17 protein-coding genes are annotated in these 17,638 nt (G+C 54.1%); 7 read left to right on the top strand and 10 right to left on the bottom strand.

The window, feature by feature from the left end:
- The first annotated feature begins 527 nt into the window (after nt 1-527).
- Both P0111_11060 and P0111_11055 read left to right on the top strand, forming a co-directional pair.
- The gene (locus P0111_11060; protein MDF0644563.1) at nt 528-791 is read left to right on the top strand and encodes an AbrB/MazE/SpoVT family DNA-binding domain-containing protein; all 264 of its coding nucleotides are present in this window, start codon (nt 528-530) and stop codon (nt 789-791) included.
- Nucleotides 781-1,230, top strand: coding sequence for a PIN domain-containing protein (locus P0111_11055; GenBank protein ID MDF0644562.1), 450 nt, complete (start codon nt 781-783; stop codon nt 1,228-1,230). Before P0111_11060 ends, P0111_11055 begins: the two co-directional genes overlap by 11 nt.
- A gap of 195 nt (nt 1,231-1,425) precedes the next feature.
- On the opposite strand, the gene P0111_11050 is transcribed toward P0111_11055, so the two are convergent.
- Together P0111_11050 and P0111_11045 are read right to left on the bottom strand one after the other, a co-directional pair.
- Nucleotides 1,426-1,620, bottom strand: coding sequence for a hypothetical protein (locus P0111_11050; GenBank protein ID MDF0644561.1), 195 nt, complete (start codon nt 1,618-1,620; stop codon nt 1,426-1,428).
- Nucleotides 1,608-2,105 carry a hypothetical protein gene (locus tag P0111_11045; GenBank protein MDF0644560.1) on the bottom strand — a complete coding sequence of 166 codons (498 nt, stop codon included), beginning with the start codon at nt 2,103-2,105 and terminating at the stop codon, nt 1,608-1,610. Before P0111_11045 ends, P0111_11050 begins: the two co-directional genes overlap by 13 nt.
- A 482-nt stretch (nt 2,106-2,587) precedes the next feature.
- Between P0111_11045 and P0111_11040 the strand changes: the two genes are divergently transcribed.
- The 3 genes from P0111_11040 (at nt 2,588) to P0111_11030 (ending at nt 4,149) form a co-directional block, all read left to right on the top strand.
- The gene (locus P0111_11040) at nt 2,588-2,812 is read left to right on the top strand and encodes a DUF433 domain-containing protein (GenBank protein ID MDF0644559.1); all 225 of its coding nucleotides are present in this window, start codon (nt 2,588-2,590) and stop codon (nt 2,810-2,812) included.
- An 853-nt stretch (nt 2,813-3,665) separates the two neighbouring features.
- Complete coding sequence (locus tag P0111_11035; protein ID MDF0644558.1) at nt 3,666-3,851, top strand: hypothetical protein; 186 nt, start codon at nt 3,666-3,668, stop codon at nt 3,849-3,851.
- Entirely contained in the window at nt 3,832-4,149 is a 318-nt protein-coding gene (locus P0111_11030) for a type II toxin-antitoxin system PemK/MazF family toxin (protein MDF0644557.1), read from the top strand. Before P0111_11035 ends, P0111_11030 begins: the two co-directional genes overlap by 20 nt.
- A gap of 79 nt (nt 4,150-4,228) precedes the next feature.
- Here the strand turns inward: P0111_11030 and P0111_11025 are convergent, their stop codons facing one another.
- From P0111_11025 to P0111_11015, 3 genes are all read right to left on the bottom strand, one after another.
- A complete protein-coding gene (locus P0111_11025; GenBank protein MDF0644556.1) occupies nt 4,229-7,270 on the bottom strand; it encodes a filamentous hemagglutinin N-terminal domain-containing protein in 3,042 nt (1,013 codons plus the stop codon).
- Between the two features lie 586 nt (nt 7,271-7,856).
- Entirely contained in the window at nt 7,857-9,302 is a 1,446-nt protein-coding gene (locus P0111_11020) for a S8 family serine peptidase (protein MDF0644555.1), read from the bottom strand.
- Nucleotides 9,303-9,543: 241 nt separating this feature from the next.
- Nucleotides 9,544-9,666, bottom strand: coding sequence for a hypothetical protein (locus tag P0111_11015; GenBank protein MDF0644554.1), 123 nt, complete (start codon nt 9,664-9,666; stop codon nt 9,544-9,546).
- A 360-nt stretch (nt 9,667-10,026) separates the two neighbouring features.
- On the opposite strand from P0111_11015, the gene P0111_11010 reads away from it, so the two are divergent.
- The gene (locus tag P0111_11010) at nt 10,027-10,263 is read left to right on the top strand and encodes an antitoxin family protein (GenBank protein ID MDF0644553.1); all 237 of its coding nucleotides are present in this window, start codon (nt 10,027-10,029) and stop codon (nt 10,261-10,263) included.
- Nucleotides 10,263-10,682 (top strand): type II toxin-antitoxin system VapC family toxin, encoded by a 420-nt coding sequence (locus tag P0111_11005; GenBank protein ID MDF0644552.1) that lies wholly within the window; start codon nt 10,263-10,265, stop codon nt 10,680-10,682. Before P0111_11010 ends, P0111_11005 begins: the two co-directional genes overlap by 1 nt.
- Nucleotides 10,683-11,166: 484 nt before the next feature.
- Here P0111_11005 and P0111_11000 read toward each other — a convergent pair whose 3' ends face one another.
- From P0111_11000 to P0111_10980, 5 genes are all read right to left on the bottom strand, one after another.
- On the bottom strand, nt 11,167-11,289 hold the full coding sequence (locus P0111_11000; protein ID MDF0644551.1) for a hypothetical protein: 123 nt from the start codon (nt 11,287-11,289) through the stop codon (nt 11,167-11,169).
- Nucleotides 11,290-11,546: 257 nt separating this feature from the next.
- Complete coding sequence (locus P0111_10995; GenBank protein ID MDF0644550.1) at nt 11,547-11,738, bottom strand: hypothetical protein; 192 nt, start codon at nt 11,736-11,738, stop codon at nt 11,547-11,549.
- A gap of 19 nt (nt 11,739-11,757) precedes the next feature.
- Nucleotides 11,758-13,203, bottom strand: coding sequence for a hypothetical protein (locus tag P0111_10990; GenBank protein ID MDF0644549.1), 1,446 nt, complete (start codon nt 13,201-13,203; stop codon nt 11,758-11,760).
- Nucleotides 13,204-13,739: 536 nt separating this feature from the next.
- Nucleotides 13,740-14,270, bottom strand: coding sequence for a DUF6036 family nucleotidyltransferase (locus P0111_10985; GenBank protein MDF0644548.1), 531 nt, complete (start codon nt 14,268-14,270; stop codon nt 13,740-13,742).
- A 1,123-nt stretch (nt 14,271-15,393) separates the two neighbouring features.
- Nucleotides 15,394-17,553 carry an ATP-binding protein gene (locus P0111_10980; GenBank protein ID MDF0644547.1) on the bottom strand — a complete coding sequence of 720 codons (2,160 nt, stop codon included), beginning with the start codon at nt 17,551-17,553 and terminating at the stop codon, nt 15,394-15,396.
- Nucleotides 17,554-17,638: the final 85 nt, after the last annotated feature.

The following is a 17,638-nucleotide window of genomic DNA, read 5'->3' as shown; positions in this document are numbered from 1 at the left end:
TCACTCCTCTGATTCCAAATTCCTCATTCTCGATCAGCCTCCGTCCATCACTCAGGACCCAGCACTCAGATCTCAGCACCTAGCAGTCAAGGCTCAGCACTTCTTCTCTATTCCTGCCAGATGATCTCGACGACGATGTAGACCAGCGCCGCCATGAGGGCGTGGGCGGGAAGCAAGCTCACTCCGATGTCCATGGGAACCTCGCTGGTGATTCGATTCACTGCTGCCATCGCGAGATTGCAATGGGTAGGCCAACGGGAGTTTTCGCGCGAATCAATTGCTCTTTCAGCGTGAGACTGCAATGTGAACAAGGAGATCTGCCTGTGCGGGGATTCACAACCCGGTGACGGAAGGATCTACCGGTATCAGGCCGAAAGGACCTAAAAGCATTCGCGATGGATCGAAAGTGATTCAGTAAGCAAGTCAGCGAATGACGAATGAAAAAGGCTGTCGACGTTGAATTGCAACCATAAGTCAGATAAAGTCAGAAAATCTGAAGTAGTCAGAATATAGAAAGGAGCCTGTCCATGGCGCTTGTCAAAGTCTGGGGAAAGGGTCAGCTCACGATTCCTGCGTCGATCCGGAAGGAGTTGAATCTGAAGGAAGAGACTCCATTAACTCTCGTCAAGGTCGGCAACGTGATCCTCATGACACCAAAAGTGCTGGAAATTGATGCGTTGGCCAAGCAGGCAAGAAAGGAAATGAAAAAGGCCGGACTGTCGATTGAGGAGATCCTGGCGGATCTTGACAGAGAGCGAGACCGTTATAACAAGGAACGATATGGAACGTAAGCGCTGGACGATTGTCCTTGATACCAGCGCGCTGATCGCAGGAGTGTACTCTTCGACTGGAGCCGCGCATGAAGTACTGCGTCTATGCGAAGCCGGAGTTGTTCAAGCCACAGTCTCTAGGCAAGTCCTGGTGGAAGCGGGTCGCAATGTATCACAGAAGATGCCAAGTCTATTGCCGGAGTACCGCGCCTTCCTCAAGCAACTTGCACCTGCAGTCAGGGAGGATCCAACACGGGAATCTGTTCAACAAGCGGCCAATGTGATCCATCACAAGGATGCCCCTATTCTCGCCGCGGCGATGCAAGCATCGGTGGACTTCCTCATCACCTGGAACACGAAACACTTTCAGAAGAAGGCCGTTCGTGCCTACGTCCAATTCCCGATCCTCACACCAGGGGAATTTCTCGAAGTCTTCCGCCAGTCCTTACTGAAAGAATGATAAAGCGGGATGGTCCACACGGATCAAGCAGCATGCTCGTGGATCAGAACGAATTCGAGGGCAGAGAACGTTGTCAGTAGTCGGTACCGCCGTGACATATACGTGCTGAGAGACGAAAACGAGCGAGGCTGTGCTCCCTGATCGATGGTGGACACAAGGTCGCTGGAGGCAGGGCGGCCCATTTTCTCAATCGTCTCAGTGCCGCTCGTTGGTCAATTCCAATTCCCAGATCCGGACCTGCTTGCCGCGACTGCGGTACAACGGGGCCGCCATCCGCTGCATCTGGACGACCGCCCGCACCTTCTCAGGAAATGGCAAGGCTGCCAGCCGAGCTCGGCGCTGTTCCTTTGCCTGGAAGAGCTTCTCGATCTCCGGCGTTATCCGATCCATTCCTTCCATCTTCCTTCCAGATTATGCCGGCGGAGGATCATTGTGAGATAGTCTTCATCCAGCGTGGCCTGCTCGCGCAAGATCCGCACTCGTTCACGATCCTTGGCTCGACCGGTCTGGAGACATATCGCCACCAGGTGTTCGACTCGGAGGACCCTCGTGGGGACTGATTGATACAACATCTCATGCGCGTCTCGTAACGCCTCTTCTAAGACCGTGTTATACGCAGGGAGGAATTGGACCGGCACCCCCTCGATGACGACACATTCGCCCTCTTCGATATACCCCTTCGCGCGCAGCACGGTATAGAGCTGGGTGAGGGTCAGTACTCCGGCTTTCATCTCCGGCAGCAACACGAAAATGTCGAGGTCGAATGTCAGGAGCGGTTCGACGTAAAAGGTCGCCCCCATCGCACCGCCGATGGCGTAACGGCCCAACACGCCATCGCGCTCAAGCTCGTTCAGGACTTGGAGTGTTCGATCCATATGGTCAGATCAGTTGCGATCCTACCTTGTTTCAGCGTCAAAAGAAACGACGTGGAGAGAAGATGGAATGAACTCAGGCTAGCAGAACAGACAACTTGGTTGTGGGAGAAGCACTGACGTGTGTCATTCCCGCTTCCGCGGGAATGACACACGTCAGTCCTTCTGATGGCAAACTAACCCACTACCCGAAAGGCTGAGCGCTTGAGTCTCAACACCATGGCGCTCGTCAAAGTCCGGGGAAAGGGAAATTGATCCATTGGTCTAGAAGGCCAGAAAGGAAGTGAAGAAAGCCGGCCTTGCCCTCGATGACAATATAGACGACTGGGAGAGGCAGTGCGAGCGCGACAACAAAGACCGCTCTAGGCAATGAAATAGAGTGATGGAACGCAGGCGTATTGCCAACTGTGACTCATACGATCATGCCGTAGCTTGCTAGGAAGTGCCAGCTTTGCTAGGCTTGGTTTGCTTTTCAGGAGGACAACATGGCCGAAAATATCATTGTGTCGGATCCCGCAGTCATGATGGGAAAACCTGTAGTCGCAGGAACGCGGATTACCGTAGAACTCATCATCGAGAAGCTCGCGGCAGGCGAGAGCATTGAGCAGATCTTGGAGGCCCATCCTCGGCTGACCCGTCAGGCAATCCAGGCAGCCCTGGCGTTTGCCGCCGACGTGTTACGAACTGACGTTGTGTACCCTGTGACCTAGGCGTCTGTGTGAATCTGCTCGCGGACGAAAGTGTCGACCAGTCAATCGTGCGTCGTCTCCGAGAGGATGGCCATCGAGTCTGGTCGGTTGCCGAAATGGAGCCCGGTATCAGTGATGATGCGGTCCTTGAGCAAGCCAATCGAGAACAGGCCGTCTTGGTTACAGCCGATAAGGGGTTTGGCGACCTCGTATTTCGACAACGTCGAACAAATGCGGGAGTCGTGTTGCTCCGCTTAGCCGGACTTTCATCAGCAAGCAAAGCCAAACTCGTTGCCTCGTGCTTCCATTCACATCCCGCAGAATTAGCGGGGGCCTTTACGGTGATCTCGCCGATTGCGATTCGCATACGGAACGTAAGAGGGAAGACATCAACCTGATGATTTCTCAAAGCATGACCATAGGAGACAGGTGAGAGTATTTCACATGCATTCATGTTGTTGAGAGCGTTCCCTCGCACGCCTCAATTCAATCTCCGAATCAGAACTGCAGTAGGCTCCACAACTACTGATCCAATCGTCGGTGACAAGCTGCGCCACCTTGGCTTGGTGAGGGGAGCCGGCGCAGGGACACAAACAGCGATCCGTCGGAGTGAGTCGCGATTGCAGGCGCATCGGCTTCCACCGAGATTCCTCCCTCGGCGGGGATGGACGCCAAGGGGCTCGTCAGCCACCCGCCCTGGTTAGGACTAAGGCACTGACAGGCCACGGGAAAGCGATTTGGGCTTGTTCCTGAGAATGCTGGCAATTCCTCAACGAAAAATCAGCCGCTTCACACACAACGTGGGAGGGATTGCCCGCTGAGGAGGGACCGTCGGCGGCTTGCGTGCGCGCGGGGAAAATGCTACGGTTCGCACATGACGCAATTAGCAAAAAAACTCGATAGCAAGCTCGCAAGCTGGCGTCCCGAGATCGCTGCGCAAGTGGAGCAGATTGTCACCGAAGTTATAGAGTTGGCCGACGCGAATGCGGTCGATCTTTTGCCCTCTCGCGCCGTCGTGCAAGAAGTTCTCGATTCGCTCGATGAAGACCAGGCCGGGTGAGATCTGGCTAGCCGATCTCGGCTTGGCTGCCAAAGTCCGTCCCGTGCTGGTCGTTTCGCGGCATGACCCCGATGCTCCTCGCGCCCTTACGATCTATCTTCCACTCACAACCCAGCACCGCGGCAGTCCATACGAAGTTCCCGTGGGATCACTCCAGTTTCTCGATCAGGCGTCTGTCGTCAATGTTCAAGGAGTAGGAGCAGTAATCGAACCTCGCCTGGTACGCAAGCTCGGCAGCTTGCCGGCCGACACCTTCACCAAGGTCAAAGAGGCCCTACGCTTTATCTGTGATTTGTAGGTCCGAGCGTTTTGCCAACTCAGCTATGATCCGTTGATCCGTAAGCCGTCCAAATCAGCCCAACTCCGTACTCAGATCCCTACGAAGATTCGCAGCCTGCGATCCAATCTTCCTCTGAAAGGATCTGTGCCACTTGGCTTGGAGAGGGGAGCCGGCGCAGGGACACGAACAGCGACCCGTCGGAGTGAGTTGCGATCGCCGGCACACCGGCCTCCACCGAGATTCCTCCCTCGGCGGGGATGGACGCCAAGGGGCTCGTCAGCCACCCGCCTGGTTCGGTCGGCAAGGTGTCGCGGCCTGCCACGACAAAGCTGCTGACTTCTCCGCGTGCGATGGCCGCGCAACGCTGACTGAGCAACGCGGTCACTTGTAGCGGAGTGCTGTTCAGAGGCTGGATCTTGCCGCCAGCCGGGGCATTGGGAGATTGGATAATCACGCTACCGCTTTGGCCGAATTGCGAGGAGGCGCTCACGACGCTTGTGGCATCCGGTAAAAAGAGCCCATCATTGGTGATCGTGATGTTGATGTTGCCGCCCGGCCCTTGCACCGCCTGCGCCAGGATCTGACTGTTCTGTAGAATCACAAATTGCGGATCGATGTTCACGCTCCCGCCCCCGCCGGTGCCGTCGAGCACCGACGCGCTGATCCTGCTGTTCGAGAGTTGCACCGTGCCGCTGGGCTCGGTCGTGATCTTGATGATGCCGCCACCCGATTGATTGGCCTCCGTCGTGACCGAGCTGTTCGCCATGGTGAACTGATTACCGGCACTGATATCGATGTTGCCAGTATTACCTGGGCCGGTGCTGCTGCTGGAGATAGTTGCGCCATTTGACATAGTGACCGATCGACCAGCAGTAAGAGATATGTTCCCGCCGGAGCCAGAATCTGGGGTAGTTCCGACCGTGCGGCTAAAAACTCCGACCGAGTCTCCGTTGCTCAACGTACCAGACATCGCGATCTGGTTTGTTGTTTGAATCATGATGTTGCCGCCGTGACCAGAATTTGTTGTGCCACTATTAATTTGTGAGCCGTTCCCCATAATTAGAAAACCGGTCGTAATGTTGATGTTTCCAGCGTTGCCACAGGCACCTGAACAGAATTCGCTTCCAACTGTCTGTGTGAAGATTCCACTGGGATGGATATTGGTAATACCGAAAAATCCTCCAAAGTCCGGGAAGGGGAACTCACCGGATATTTCCATTGTACCGGCATTGATGGTTACAGTACCTCCGGAGCCGCTGGTTGCGGTACTTGTGTTGATTCGGCCTTGTTCCATTGTCAGTTTCGGCGTCGTCACGGTAATGTTGCCAGCGACGCCTTGGGTGCCCGCTCCGCCCACCGAATTGCTGAACAAACCACTAGGATTGAAATGCCCAAACTCATTGGCTATCCCCGCAAGACTGACGTGATCAGTGGCATTCACAACGATATCCCCTGCCTTAAAGTCACCGAAAGTGCTCGTGTTCCAATTGCTCCCGTTTCTCATCTCCAATATGCGACCGGTAAAGTCAATTCCACTACCTGGTCCTCCAAATGCATTAAATGTTTGAAATTGTGAATTGTCCGTAGCAATAAGACTGTCGGCATCAATTGTGATGGCGCCCCCTCGACCCAGCGCGCTAGCCGCCACCTGAGTGTTGACCATGTTGATATCATGAACATTGAGCGTGATATCGCCACCCAATTGAGTCTCGTCGAAGGCAGTCGTCGCGTGCGTATCTAGAATGACGTTCTTCGTCTGAAGACTATTCGCCGTAATCGTAAGTTTTCCAGCAGAAGTGCTGGGTTCCAAGCCAAGTAGTTCAGCATTCTGCGTGCCGGTGCTGAGGTATGTGTTGGTCAGTTCGATGTGATTGCTGGCCGTGATTGTGACATCACCTCCGAGTCCGGCTCCTTGAGGACCGGTATCAATGAAATACCAGGTTGGTCCAGTGCTCGGGCTCGTCACGGTCAGGTTGCCCGTCGTGATGTTCACGTTTCCAGCACGTCCGTCACCGGTCGAATGAGTATCAATCAAGGCAAACAATGTGAGGTCGGGGTCGGTCGAGGTAGCTCGCATGTTAGCGGACGTGATTTGAACCTCACCGGCATTTCCGGTTCCGCTTGTCGTAGCAGAGATAGCAGTCACGGCACGCGTATCTGAAATCGTCACGTCGCCAGTCATCTTAATATTGACAGCAACGGGTGCTGCATTGCCATCGATGGTATTCGCTAAGATAGTGGCGTCATCTATCACGAGCTGGCCTCCGCGGATCTGCACCATACCAGCGGCGTTTGCCGACACATCCAAAAGTGAACCGCCAGACAGGGTAACATTTCCCATACTGCTGAATGACTGACCGTTAACGTTTGGGCCGGTTTGAAATGTGGAGTAGAGCACTTCGCCGGGCGATGCCACACTCACAAGATTAATATGACCACCGGGTGCCGAAAGCTTGGCTGACTGAACAGCTCCGTTATGCAACGTGCCTCCCTGAATCGTCGTATCACCACCAACTAAAGAAATGCTTTGATTCGGCTGGACGGAGAGTTGGCTGCCCTGCACGGTGATGGCAGCGGGGTTTGTTCCAAGGAATCCGAAGGCAGCGACAGGGGCTGTAGTCAGAATACTGTTGGCTGAAGGATTGGCGTAGAACATTCCAGCTCCAGCGTTGACTTCGGCGAGTCTCAGGTAATCTGCTGTCGTGAAGGTCGCCATCCCTCCCACATTCAACGTCGCGTTCGGACCGAAGATCACTCCAGCCGGATTCATTAGAAACAGGTTCGCATTTCCAAATCCGGTTGTCTGGATCGTCCCGAAGATGTTGGATGGATTTCCTCCAGTCACCCTGCTGAGTATGTTTGAAGTGGCTAGTCCGGAATCGTTCAAAAAGTTAGCGATGTTGTTGGTCGGAACGTTGAAATCACCCAAACTGTGAAACAGATTGGTTCCCGCTCTCGTGCCACCCGTAATGTCGTACTGCACCTTGCCTATTGGAGGGGTCTGGGAAAGGTTAACCTGTGTGTTAAGCCCAGATGGTGTGATAGGGGGCGCGGCATGGGTGTCCACACTCTGGAAGGAAAATAGTAGCCATAAGGATCCAATGACAATAGAGCAACAACCTTGGAAATAAGTCTCCATGCATGGCTTCACCGTGGAACCTCTCAGATGGCCGGGTGACATAAAGGCCATTTCTCCCTGATTCAGTTCCTGCCAAATGAGCAGGAACTGAATCAGGTTTTCACGGAATCATCGTTGTCAGTTACTGCTATTCCCTCTACCGAATACACTGACAACTGCAGGCCCCATTGTTATTGACTGTTTGGCATCTCCTTGTCGGAAATTGCCCACATATCTTACCCGCTGTATCGAGGCTGCATCGTTGACCGCTCGTACAGCCAGGGTAAGAAAGTTGGCTTATATCAACGCCAACACACATGACAGGATCTTCGACACAATCTTTCTTCTTCTCTCCACTTGGTTCCCCATCTGTTTTTGGTTCTTGACCTTTGCCTTGCATAACTGGTGCGTCGGCTGCCGAAAGTACTGTTTCATCTGCGAATGCTGGCTGAATGGTAAATGACGTGCCCGAACCAAGGCTTCCCATGACGATCACCAAGAAGAGCGTCCCGAACAGAACTCGGAAATCAAGACTTGCACAAACCGAATTCGGTATCATCTCCTACTCCTTTTGTAAGGTGAACTGCTCTTGATGGCACCTTATGGGCTACAGCTCATCAATGATTGCCCGTAAATCAGGCATCACCCCAATTCTGTCAGCATTTGGATCGGCCTGGGTCGAATTCTCTGAATGTGTTGCAGTAGTCGCATTGCTCAGCACACTCCGCATTTCATCCGCAGATAGGGTCCTATTAAGATTTGATTTAGCGTAACCCTGAACCGCCAGCGCCGCTCCCGCAATGATGGCAGAAGCCCCAGACGTATATCCGAAACCAGAGACCCAAGTCTGAGGACCGGCTAGATCGTAGGGGACACAAATCTGGCTCCCCCACGCAAAGCAATTGATCCTGCTTCCATAGTTGCTTTGCAGAACTCGAACATAACCCGATCTGCCTGCCGGTGCGTCAACTGCGGCCACCATGATCGCTCCTGAGTCTTTCCCCCAGTGAGGAGCGGCATATGGGTCAAACTGATCCAGATCCAATCCCCCATTACCGGCTGCCTCAACTACAATGATCCCCTTATTGAAAGTGGCGGTCTGAATCAATTCAAACAATAGAGGATCGACTTCCACTGGAAGATTCTGATACCAATCCAACTTGTCTTGTCCGGGATAATATCCTTTCGCGTCGACCTGAAGTTCCAATAGCATCACGTCACCGTAATCAAGTTTCTCGATAGCTGCTAGGATGGCCTGATACCGATCCGGATATTGCGCGTCTGGGTCAGGCCATATGGACGATACCATCTTGGTTCGTATGTATGGAGTAATTCCCACACAGCCAATCCCGTTATCCTGCGCAGCTACTATGCCCAATACAGCAGTCCCATGAGCAAGGTCTTGGTTAACACCATGAATTAACTGAATGCCGGCTGGAAGGTCTTGGTGATTGAGATGCCAGCCTTGTTCCACATCTGCAAATCGAAGGCTAACTCCGGAGCCATCCCCACCTTGCATTGTCCATGCATACTCAGCATCGATTCCGTCAGGTGCTGGTCCAAGATATGTTTGCCTCGGCCCAAATGGTAGATTTCCTGCCCGGTTCACTAGAGGAGAAGGCGTAGGCCCACCTTCGATGTAGGCTATTTCGGTGGTGTTCCATGCATCCAGTTTCTTTGCAATCCCCTCTACATACTTGCTGGACGGACACTCGACAACAAAGTAGTTTTCCAATTTTGCTGGCCGAAACGGCCCATCTAGGCTCTTGGTCTTATCTGCCAGCAAGCGACACCTGCGAGGGGAGAGCCTCGTAACAAGCCGTTGCATTCTGATTTCTGGGAAAGACTTCAAGAGCTGCTTCCATGGTCCCAGTTTGCCTTCCTTAAGATACTTTTGGAATGTGGAGTCTTTGTCTGGGATTTTCATGTCGGGATAAAACTTTACTACGACACGGGGAACATAATTCGTCGGCCATCGAGCCCCACTCTTTCTTCGAAGGTCTTTTTTCTTGGTCTGTTTTCTCGTGGAAGCCCGGAGAGATTCAGGTGGCATGTGAACCTCCTACTAGCCAGTCATTTCTTCGCTTCTGCGCCTAGTGAAGTCAACCCTGGTAGTTTCATAGGTGGTTTGCCGCAATAACCCTTTCGCGTGGGGTCGTTGGACGCTTGTAAAAGCCGTATTTTATAGTTTGTCTCGTTTGTTTAGCTTGTTCCGTCAATGTCGAACTCAACAGCCGAAGCCAAACAAACTGAACGAACCGGGACAGGCACCGGCTTCGCCGGAGCCAGTCCCTCTACTCCTGCCAGATGTTCTCGACGACAATATAGATCAGCGCCGCCATCACCAAGTTGGCCATGATCGGTGTTACTCCGATATCCATGATCTCCTCCCATGGTGAGACATCTACATGACCCAATAGCAATGGCCAGGCCAGGTGCGGATGCAGCGAGCCACTTCAGTGCTGGATGCGCAAAACCGCAAATGAGAAAAGGCGATTCGGCGTTCGGCTCAGTCGAGGACCTTGCCTGAGTTTCTGAGATGGCTGAGGACGAGGAACGTAAAAGAATTCAGACTGAATCCAAAGTGATTCATCGAGATGGGAGATTGCGGCATGTCGAATTCGAGCTGAGGTGTGGCTTAAGAGGAGTCTTTATTTTTAGCAGGAGGTGGCTGGGATCCACCAGAAAAAGTGCGATTTCTCCGTAGATTAGGTACAATGTGCCTCACTGAAGACTGACGCAGCGGCAACCAGCCGCTGAAGCGAGGAACGATCACGATGCGACAAACAGTCAAAGCTCGCTATCATGACGGCGTGCTGGAACCGCTAGAACCGCTCACTCTCGCCGATGAAGCTGAAGTTCAGGTGACAGTGGAGACGGTTTCTTCGGTGAGCGCCGAGGAGATTCTCCACCGAGCAGCGAATGTCTATCAGGGCTTGCCGCCGGAGCAAGTTAAAGAAGTTGAGACCATCGCGTTGAACCGCCGACACTTCTTTCGTGAGCCGGCTGCCTGATGGCCCAGCGGCTCGCACTCCTCGATACCGATATTCTCTCTGAACTTTTGAAGCGGAATCCGGCGGTGACTCAACGAGCCGGGCTGTACTTGACTGAGCATGATCGGTTAGGTTTCTCCATCATCACACGCTATGAGATTCTGCGTGGGCTTAGAGCCAAGCAAGCCCGCACCCAAGAGTTGGCCTTCCAGGCTCTGTGTGAAGTCAGCCTCATCCTCCCCTTAACTGATCGTGTAACCGAATGTGCCGCCACCTTGTATGCCGAACTGTATCGGCGTGGAGAGTTGCTACCTGATGCCGATCTCCTCATTGCGGCAACTGCCTTGGAGGGCCAACGCATTCTGGCCACGAACAACATCCTACACTTCAAGCGCATTCCGAATCTGATCATCGAGAATTGGAAGCAGGAGGCCGGTTGAAGCCAATAGTTATGTCTATCTGTTTTCGTCTGAGATGAAAGTGCCAGAACCGTTTATTCTTTCGCATTTTTCGGCCATACCGTCATCTGGATCTGTCTTTGCCACGCGAGAAAGGCGAGAGAAGCGCGAAAAGCGAAATGAGCGTGAGAAGCGAGAAGAGTTAGCCGCCACTTCTGAACGGGGCCAGCAAGGGAGGCTCGTTGTGTGACTCTCACCAGTCCCGTTCGCCTCCCGCACGCCCATTCCTCATTCCGAACGAGGTGCAATCAACTCCGAACCCCGAACTCAACATTCAGAACTTCTTCCATTATCCTGCAAGACGGTCAAAACGTTCGCCGATTAGGCCGCAGTGAGCGAGAGGTCGAGTCGTAGACTGCTTTCCCCCGCCCACCCATCGACTGCGGGAACAGTCGTTTTCCCGGGGCCGTACATCGAGGCCTTGAGAGATACGAGAACGACTCCAGCGGGCGATTTCAACATCTTGCTACTCTTGCCAGATCATTCCGATGACGACATAGACCAGCGCCGCCATCAGCAAGTTGGCCATGATCAGTGTTACTCCGATATCCATGATCTCCTCCCATGGTGAGACATCTACATGACCCAATAGCAATGGCCAGGCCAGGTGCGGATGCAGCGAGCCACTTCAGTGCTGGATGCGCAAAACCGCAAATCAGAAAAGGCGATTCGGCGTTCGGCTCAGTCGAGGGACTTGCCTGAGTTTCTGAGATGGCGGAGGACGCGGAACGTAAAAGAATTCAGACTGAACCCAAAGTGATTCATCCGAGGCGGGAGATTGCGGCATGTCGAATTCGAGCTGAGGTGTGGCTTAAGAGACGCCGCTATTTGTAGTTCGCGGAGAAACTAGTCCGGTGAGCCCACTCGATAGGTGATCCACCAGCCTGATGCTCCAATTTCAATCCGGTCAATCTGTACGATCTTCCGTTTTACGTTCGGCGCCACTGCGAGTTCAGCCGAGAGTTGGAGGTTTTTCTCCTCGAACGTCATGTTTGGCTTTTCATCCTGGATGAACGTCTTCTTTTCTTCTAATGCCATCGAATCCTCCGGTGTACGGCTATTCAAACAACACGAAATCGACGGCGCGCATAACAGCAGGTTCGGATGAGAGCGACCGGGATGCTTCATCAGCTGCTTTGATGGCCGCTTGTCGCTCTTGTTCCAGGAAATTGACATCTACTTCTGGGTTCTTCTCCGACAGCCCCGCGAGATACGACTCAAGTGTGCTGGACGTTTTCCTCGCCAGGCTGATGTAGTCCACGACATCCTGGAATCCTCCTCGGCTAACGGGCCTGCCTGCCACCACTTCTGTGTCTCTTTGAAGAACTCCGGGCGCAGAGAATTCATACAACGAAAACGGATATGAGACGGGAAGCTTCTGAGCGAGGGCATCGAGGTCCCGGCGAAGCTGCTCTGCCTCGGATCCTTTGGTGTCCTTCAACGTCTTGTACAGATGGGCATATGTGGCCAGTCGGTAAGTACTGGAGGTTGGATTCTGCGACGGGATCGTTCGCTCGGCGCCTAATTGAGCCAAAGTTGATATGGGCGATCCCAATCGACCTCCCTCCAAGATAGGCAGGTCAAACCCCACGTAGCCGATGACCAGTGGACGCGGGAACGTCTCGCTTAAGGTAATGGACCGGCTGGTTGCCGCCGCAAACTTTACCTTCCCTCCTGGCAGTTCATCGGAGACTAACTGGTTGAGTGCAGCGAGGGTATCGGCATAGTTCTTTTCGGGCTCGCCCTGCGTCAGTCCCGGTAGCTCGACAGGCTTATTGGCTCCCCCACGTGCTTCTCCAGAAACGGAGTCGTCGTTATTGACCGTGGCCGTGATCTGACCGGTGCTGTACACACGACTCACCACTCTCAAAAATTGCTGTTGATTATTCTGAGACGCGTACTGCCGTAGGATGCGTCGATTTTCATTCGCCCAGGTTTGTACCAGACTTAACAGGTGCACATGATCCAAACCATAGGTGAAGGAGTCAGCAATGGTCAGCGTGCCGCTTGCCTTTCCCGCATGCATCAGACCAATAGCCAAGGGCACACCTTGGACCGGAACCGCCAGATTGAGCCCGGAGCCGGACGACGCCGAAAAACTATACGTCGGAAATGCGGCACGTGGCGCCAGCCCCCACTGATGCTTGCCTTCACGGTCAAGCGTCTGCCACATGGCGGGTGGAATCATTTCGTCGCTGATTCCATAGCGGGAATTGTAGAACTTCGTAAAGTCGCTTGAGTAGAGCCGAACCAGATGCTGGTCCAAAGCCAGGAACCCTTTTTCTCTATATGTCCTTACTTGATCTTCGATCGGCGTGCTGACGAGCAAGACATCGCCGGGTTGCAGATCTTCCGTCAAGGGGTAGACTGGGATGACCTGGCTGGCCCGGATAACGAGGGCCCAGTCTTTGGCCACCTTTTCAAGCTGTTGGTTCCGAAGTGCTCCGGTGCAACCGAAAATCACCAACGGCAGCACACACAAACTGATCAGGCGCAGGAGCATAGAAGTCTCATGGCTAGGTGAGGTGTCGTAGGAGTGTCAGCATCTCATGGACACGCCATGCACACGATATGCTCTTCTGCGTCGTTCGACAAGCAATTCCGAGCAACCCCTGGCGTTCATGTCCAGCGAATCATATGGACCTACTGTCTTGCCGGTAGACAATTTCCTAGTCCTGCCAGATGATCCCGACGACGATATAGATCAGCGCCGCCATCACTGCGTTCACCAAGAATAAGATTACGCCGATGTCCATGAGAGCCTCCGTTGCCGATTGGGGTTACTGCTGCATGTATCGAAGTGCAATCAGCAGGCCAGGAGAAGTCCGAGAAGGCTCCGCCTGCATTGCACGTGCGTGGCTGCACCGAAGACAAGGAAATCCGCCGCGCGTGACCAAGCACATGGAGAGAGAAGGATCTATGTACCGGACGGGATGGGCTCTAAAAGAGTTTGGGATGAATCAAAAGCGATTCATGGAGAGGGGAGGCTGTGTGTTTTGTGGAAGCGGGGCAGCCACCGGCCGGAAGGGTGGTTGTCCTTTACGATTGCCCGGCGGAAAGACTTTGACAGAAGAGATCAACCGTCGTTCGAAAAAGGAACAGCACCGTATCGCGAGGGGAGGCGGCAATGGCCGCACCCGCCGCTGCGCGGATCTGATCGGCTGTGAGATGAAACCGTTTGACTACAAAAGCAGCGTCGTCCAGGTCAATCTCCGTTCCCCGCCGCAACTTGGCAATGACGTAGTCGAGAGGAGCCATCAGTCTTACTCGAAGATTTGCGTGATGCACCAAGTCGCTTGCGCGATCTCGGTACCCAACCGGCATCGCGATGACCGACCACCCGGAAAAATTGGTGGTGAGGTCGGCTGGAATCTGATGTTGATTCAGGAATTCGGCTAAAGGCTCAACAGCCCCAACAAGCTCCGCATCCACATCCCGGGTCACACGGTCCTGGTAACCATACGCCTGCAGAGCCAACGCTCCCACGAGCAAGACATCTACCGGGTCGCTGGTTTGGCCGGCATACGTTCTCAGTAAGCCGACAATATACTCAACGGTGAGCGCAGACAAAGGAGAGAGCCTCGGCAAACGCCCGATAATCGCGGGAGTCGATAGGACCCGGATCCGACGGAAGCGGCGTTCTGTTCAAAAGATGGGTGATCAGGCGTCTGTATTGCGTGTACCAACGGCAAGCATTTCGATACGCGGCTTCAACAGCGGGATCAGATGCCCAAGGCGAGAGATCAAGTTGATCATTGACAAGGATTTCGAGCCATAGCATCCGTCGGCCTCGTGCGGTCTTCACGGCCTCGGCAATGGAGTCCGTGCCGAGATAGGCCGGCAATAGGCGGAGAGGGTTTTCGACTGGACTAAGTCGAGCTTCCTCGTGCATGGCGCGAGTCTACCACAGCGCTTGATCCGTCAGGAAGCGCCGGACACCTTGGCGGACGAGTAGAAGGATAGGCACCGGCCGGGAGGCTCGCGGGTCCCAAAAGGAAGGCCGCGCTGTCAGTAATGAGGACAGCGCGGCCTTAGTGGCGCAGAGGCGACCTGCGGACTCTGGAAGGGTCAGGACCAGAACCAGCCTGGACGGCGGCCGTCTCGCGACGGTCGAACATCCGGTGGTCGGCTCCGCGCCGGAAGCTCACAGGAGTTCTGAGATTGCCGTGCTGAGTTTCGGTCATGATTCAGAGGACATTTATCTTGTTCTCGGAGGGCCAAAGGCCGCCAACTCAGGAATCACCACTCAGGACTCCGTCGATCAGTCCTGCCAGATCTTGGTAATCACAATGTAAATGAGAACGGCCATCAGTGTATTGCCGAGGATCAGGATCACCGCGAAGTCCATGATGGATCTCCTTCTCGTCCTGTGGTCCGACGATGGATTGTCTGCGTGACCCTTGCTCTCGGATAGAGCAATACATATGCCATCACCTAGGCCATGGGATCGGGGACATGTCGGTTGATCCATACACAGCGTCATTGGTCGCAGTTTTAGGGGCGATTCGCATTTATCTCGTCACATGCCTGTCACGACGGAGTGAATCGATACGGCACAAACTGAATCTGTTCGTCCTGTAACGGCATCAGATTTGATCCAGGAGATGTAAATCAGGAATCAAGATTACGATTGAGGACTTTCTGTCAACGCTCCGCGGTGAGTCTGCTGAATGCTGAGCCGGAACTCAGCACGTCACCTGATTGTTTCCTGTGTCGAATAGAAGGGAAGCGTGAAGTAGAACGACGTGCCTTGACCGACCATGCTTTCAACCCAGATGCAGCCGCCATGCAACTCGACGAGACTCTTGGCGATCGCTAGACCCAACCCGGCTCCTCTGGCCTCCGCTGATGTGGTCGTTCCTCGGAAGAATTTCTCGAAGACTTTCGGCAACTCGGCAGGCGGGATGCCGCAGCCGGTGTCGGACACACAGATCCGCAGAAAGTCGCTGTCATCGTGGACCTGTGCCTCCACGGCAATCCGTCCCCCCGCCGGGGTAAATTTGATCGCGTTGCCGATGAGATTCGTCAGAATCTGCGTGAGCTTGTCCCGGTCCGCATGAACAGCCGGCAGAGTCGCAAGAGAGTGCGATTCGATGGTCACGGATTTGCCGGCCGCGAGCGACTGCAATCCTTCAACCAGCTCGTTCATCCAGCCGACGATCGGGATCGACTCCCGTCTGAGCTCGACCCGGCCGGCCTCGATGCGCGAGAGATCGAGCAGATCGACGATCATTCTGGTCAGCCGGTCGATGTTGAATTGGATGCGGCGCAGATACTGCGATTGCTTGTCGTTCACGGCGCCCGTCACGCCGTCCAGCATATTCTCGACATAGGTGCGAATCGACGTCATCGGCGTGCGCAGTTCGTGCGACACCATGGACACGAACGAGGACTTCAGTTGATTCAACTCTTGTAACTGCTTGTTCGCCGTCTCGAGCTGGATCGTCCTCTCAAGGACTTTCTGCTCAAGCCCGGTGTTCAGCTCCTCAATCTCCCGATACGCCGCGACGTTGTCCAAGGCGATGGCCAGTTGATTGGCGAAGGTGACCATCACTTCAAGATCATCCTGGGTCAAACTGTGTGCCTGGCCTCGATCTACAGTGAGAGACCCGAGGATCCACCCCTTGACCTTCAGAGGAACAGTAATAAAGGACTTGGTTCCTGTTCTCGTCGCCAGTTCCCGGTACAGTGGGTGGAGTTGATCCAAGACTTGGGATATCTCATGAATCAGGATCGGTTGTCCCTGCTGTAAGACGATGCCTTCGAAACTAGCTGGGTCTGTGACAGGAATTTCAAGCTGTTCGGCAAAGCGGGCTACTTCTGAGGAGACGCCTACAAGGCGTGCGCTGTGAGCAACTTGTCGTAGCGGATCATAGAAGACGATCATGACCCGGTCAAAGGTCAGTTTATGGATCAATGTTTCCATGGCGTGACGAACGAGGGTCTCTCGATCACGGCTGGATGTGAAGGCAAGGCCGACCTCGTACAGGGTAGTGAGATGATCGACTCGTCGCCGCAATTCGACCGCCGTCTGCTGGAGTTCAAGGTACGCTTTTTCGAGTTCCTCATGCCGAGTGTTCAGTGAGGAAGTTTGTTCCTCGATAACGCGCTCTCGTCCGCCAATCTCATCCTTTAACACCTTACGCGCCACACCCGTAGCAATCCGTTTGCCTGGGTACCATCTCGTCGGCTCAGTCCAACGGACCTCCCATTCACAGTAGTCATCTCCTTCCACAATGCATCGCCGGTCGACCATCGTGGCCTGTTCCAAGTGATGCACCTTTTCGGGAACGATCGACACGCCGACTTTCAGGGCATTGCACCAAATTTTGGCACAGGCGCGGCGATATGGTCCAAATTGCCGTAAGGCCCGATCCATCAGCGTCATCCTGAGAATCGCATAGTCGTCGGCGACTTCGATGCCATGCAGATCGTAAGAATCCTTCGCGTAATGTTGAATCCAGCGAGCGGCGCCTCGGTAGATGCTCTTGACCGAGAATGGACGCATGAGGGTTTGCATGATGGGTGGAATCAGCTTTTCACGTCCCATGTGGAATTGGAAGTCCGGATCGCCGGAGAGCTCCACGCAAAACTCAACCAGATAGGCGGTAAATTCATTGGAATAGGATGTCCAGGGATTCTTCAAGAATTGCGCCGTGACATGGTAGGCGCGATCTGGGATCCGCGCATTGAGACGTTGAATCAAGTCTTCGACTGCTCGCTTTCCGGCATCTGTCCCGTGAGTTCGCGCGACTGATTCCTCCAGGTATTCCACGTTGGATCGGATCGATACGCCTGTCATGTCTCGAATCGAGCTGCCGTCGACGTCCTTCCCGAACGGACGAAATTCCATAAACGGACGCTCGAGTATCCGATGCGCCTTTGGATACAGCATTGGTGTTGTAGCGGACGGAGCATGGGCGCGAATGTCAGGGGTA

Origin of the sequence: Nitrospira sp., assembly GCA_029194535.1 — a bacterium.
Lineage (GTDB): Bacteria > Nitrospirota > Nitrospiria > Nitrospirales > Nitrospiraceae > Nitrospira_C.
Note: the sequence above shows the minus strand (reverse complement) of the source record. Positions and strands in the feature narration are given on the sequence as shown.

Bases quoted from the DNA above. Each gene is read 5' to 3' on its own strand.
- P0111_10980 (MDF0644547.1), bottom strand. From the start codon at position 17,553: ATGGAATTTCGTCCGTTCGGGAAGGACGTCGACGGCAGCTCGATTCGA.
- P0111_11055 (MDF0644562.1), top strand. From the start codon at position 781: ATGGAACGTAAGCGCTGGACGATTGTCCTTGATACCAGCGCGCTGATC.
- P0111_11045 (MDF0644560.1), bottom strand. From the start codon at position 2,105: ATGGATCGAACACTCCAAGTCCTGAACGAGCTTGAGCGCGATGGCGTG.
- P0111_11035 (MDF0644558.1), top strand. From the start codon at position 3,666: ATGACGCAATTAGCAAAAAAACTCGATAGCAAGCTCGCAAGCTGGCGT.
- P0111_11005 (MDF0644552.1), top strand. From the start codon at position 10,263: ATGGCCCAGCGGCTCGCACTCCTCGATACCGATATTCTCTCTGAACTT.
- P0111_10995 (MDF0644550.1), bottom strand. From the start codon at position 11,738: ATGGCATTAGAAGAAAAGAAGACGTTCATCCAGGATGAAAAGCCAAAC.
- P0111_10990 (MDF0644549.1), bottom strand. From the start codon at position 13,203: ATGCTCCTGCGCCTGATCAGTTTGTGTGTGCTGCCGTTGGTGATTTTC.
- P0111_11020 (MDF0644555.1), bottom strand. From the start codon at position 9,302: ATGCCACCTGAATCTCTCCGGGCTTCCACGAGAAAACAGACCAAGAAA.
- P0111_11040 (MDF0644559.1), top strand. From the start codon at position 2,588: ATGGCCGAAAATATCATTGTGTCGGATCCCGCAGTCATGATGGGAAAA.
- P0111_11050 (MDF0644561.1), bottom strand. From the start codon at position 1,620: ATGGATCGGATAACGCCGGAGATCGAGAAGCTCTTCCAGGCAAAGGAA.
- P0111_11025 (MDF0644556.1), bottom strand. From the start codon at position 7,270: ATGGAGACTTATTTCCAAGGTTGTTGCTCTATTGTCATTGGATCCTTA.
- P0111_11030 (MDF0644557.1), top strand. From the start codon at position 3,832: ATGAAGACCAGGCCGGGTGAGATCTGGCTAGCCGATCTCGGCTTGGCT.
- P0111_11010 (MDF0644553.1), top strand. From the start codon at position 10,027: ATGCGACAAACAGTCAAAGCTCGCTATCATGACGGCGTGCTGGAACCG.
- P0111_11060 (MDF0644563.1), top strand. From the start codon at position 528: ATGGCGCTTGTCAAAGTCTGGGGAAAGGGTCAGCTCACGATTCCTGCG.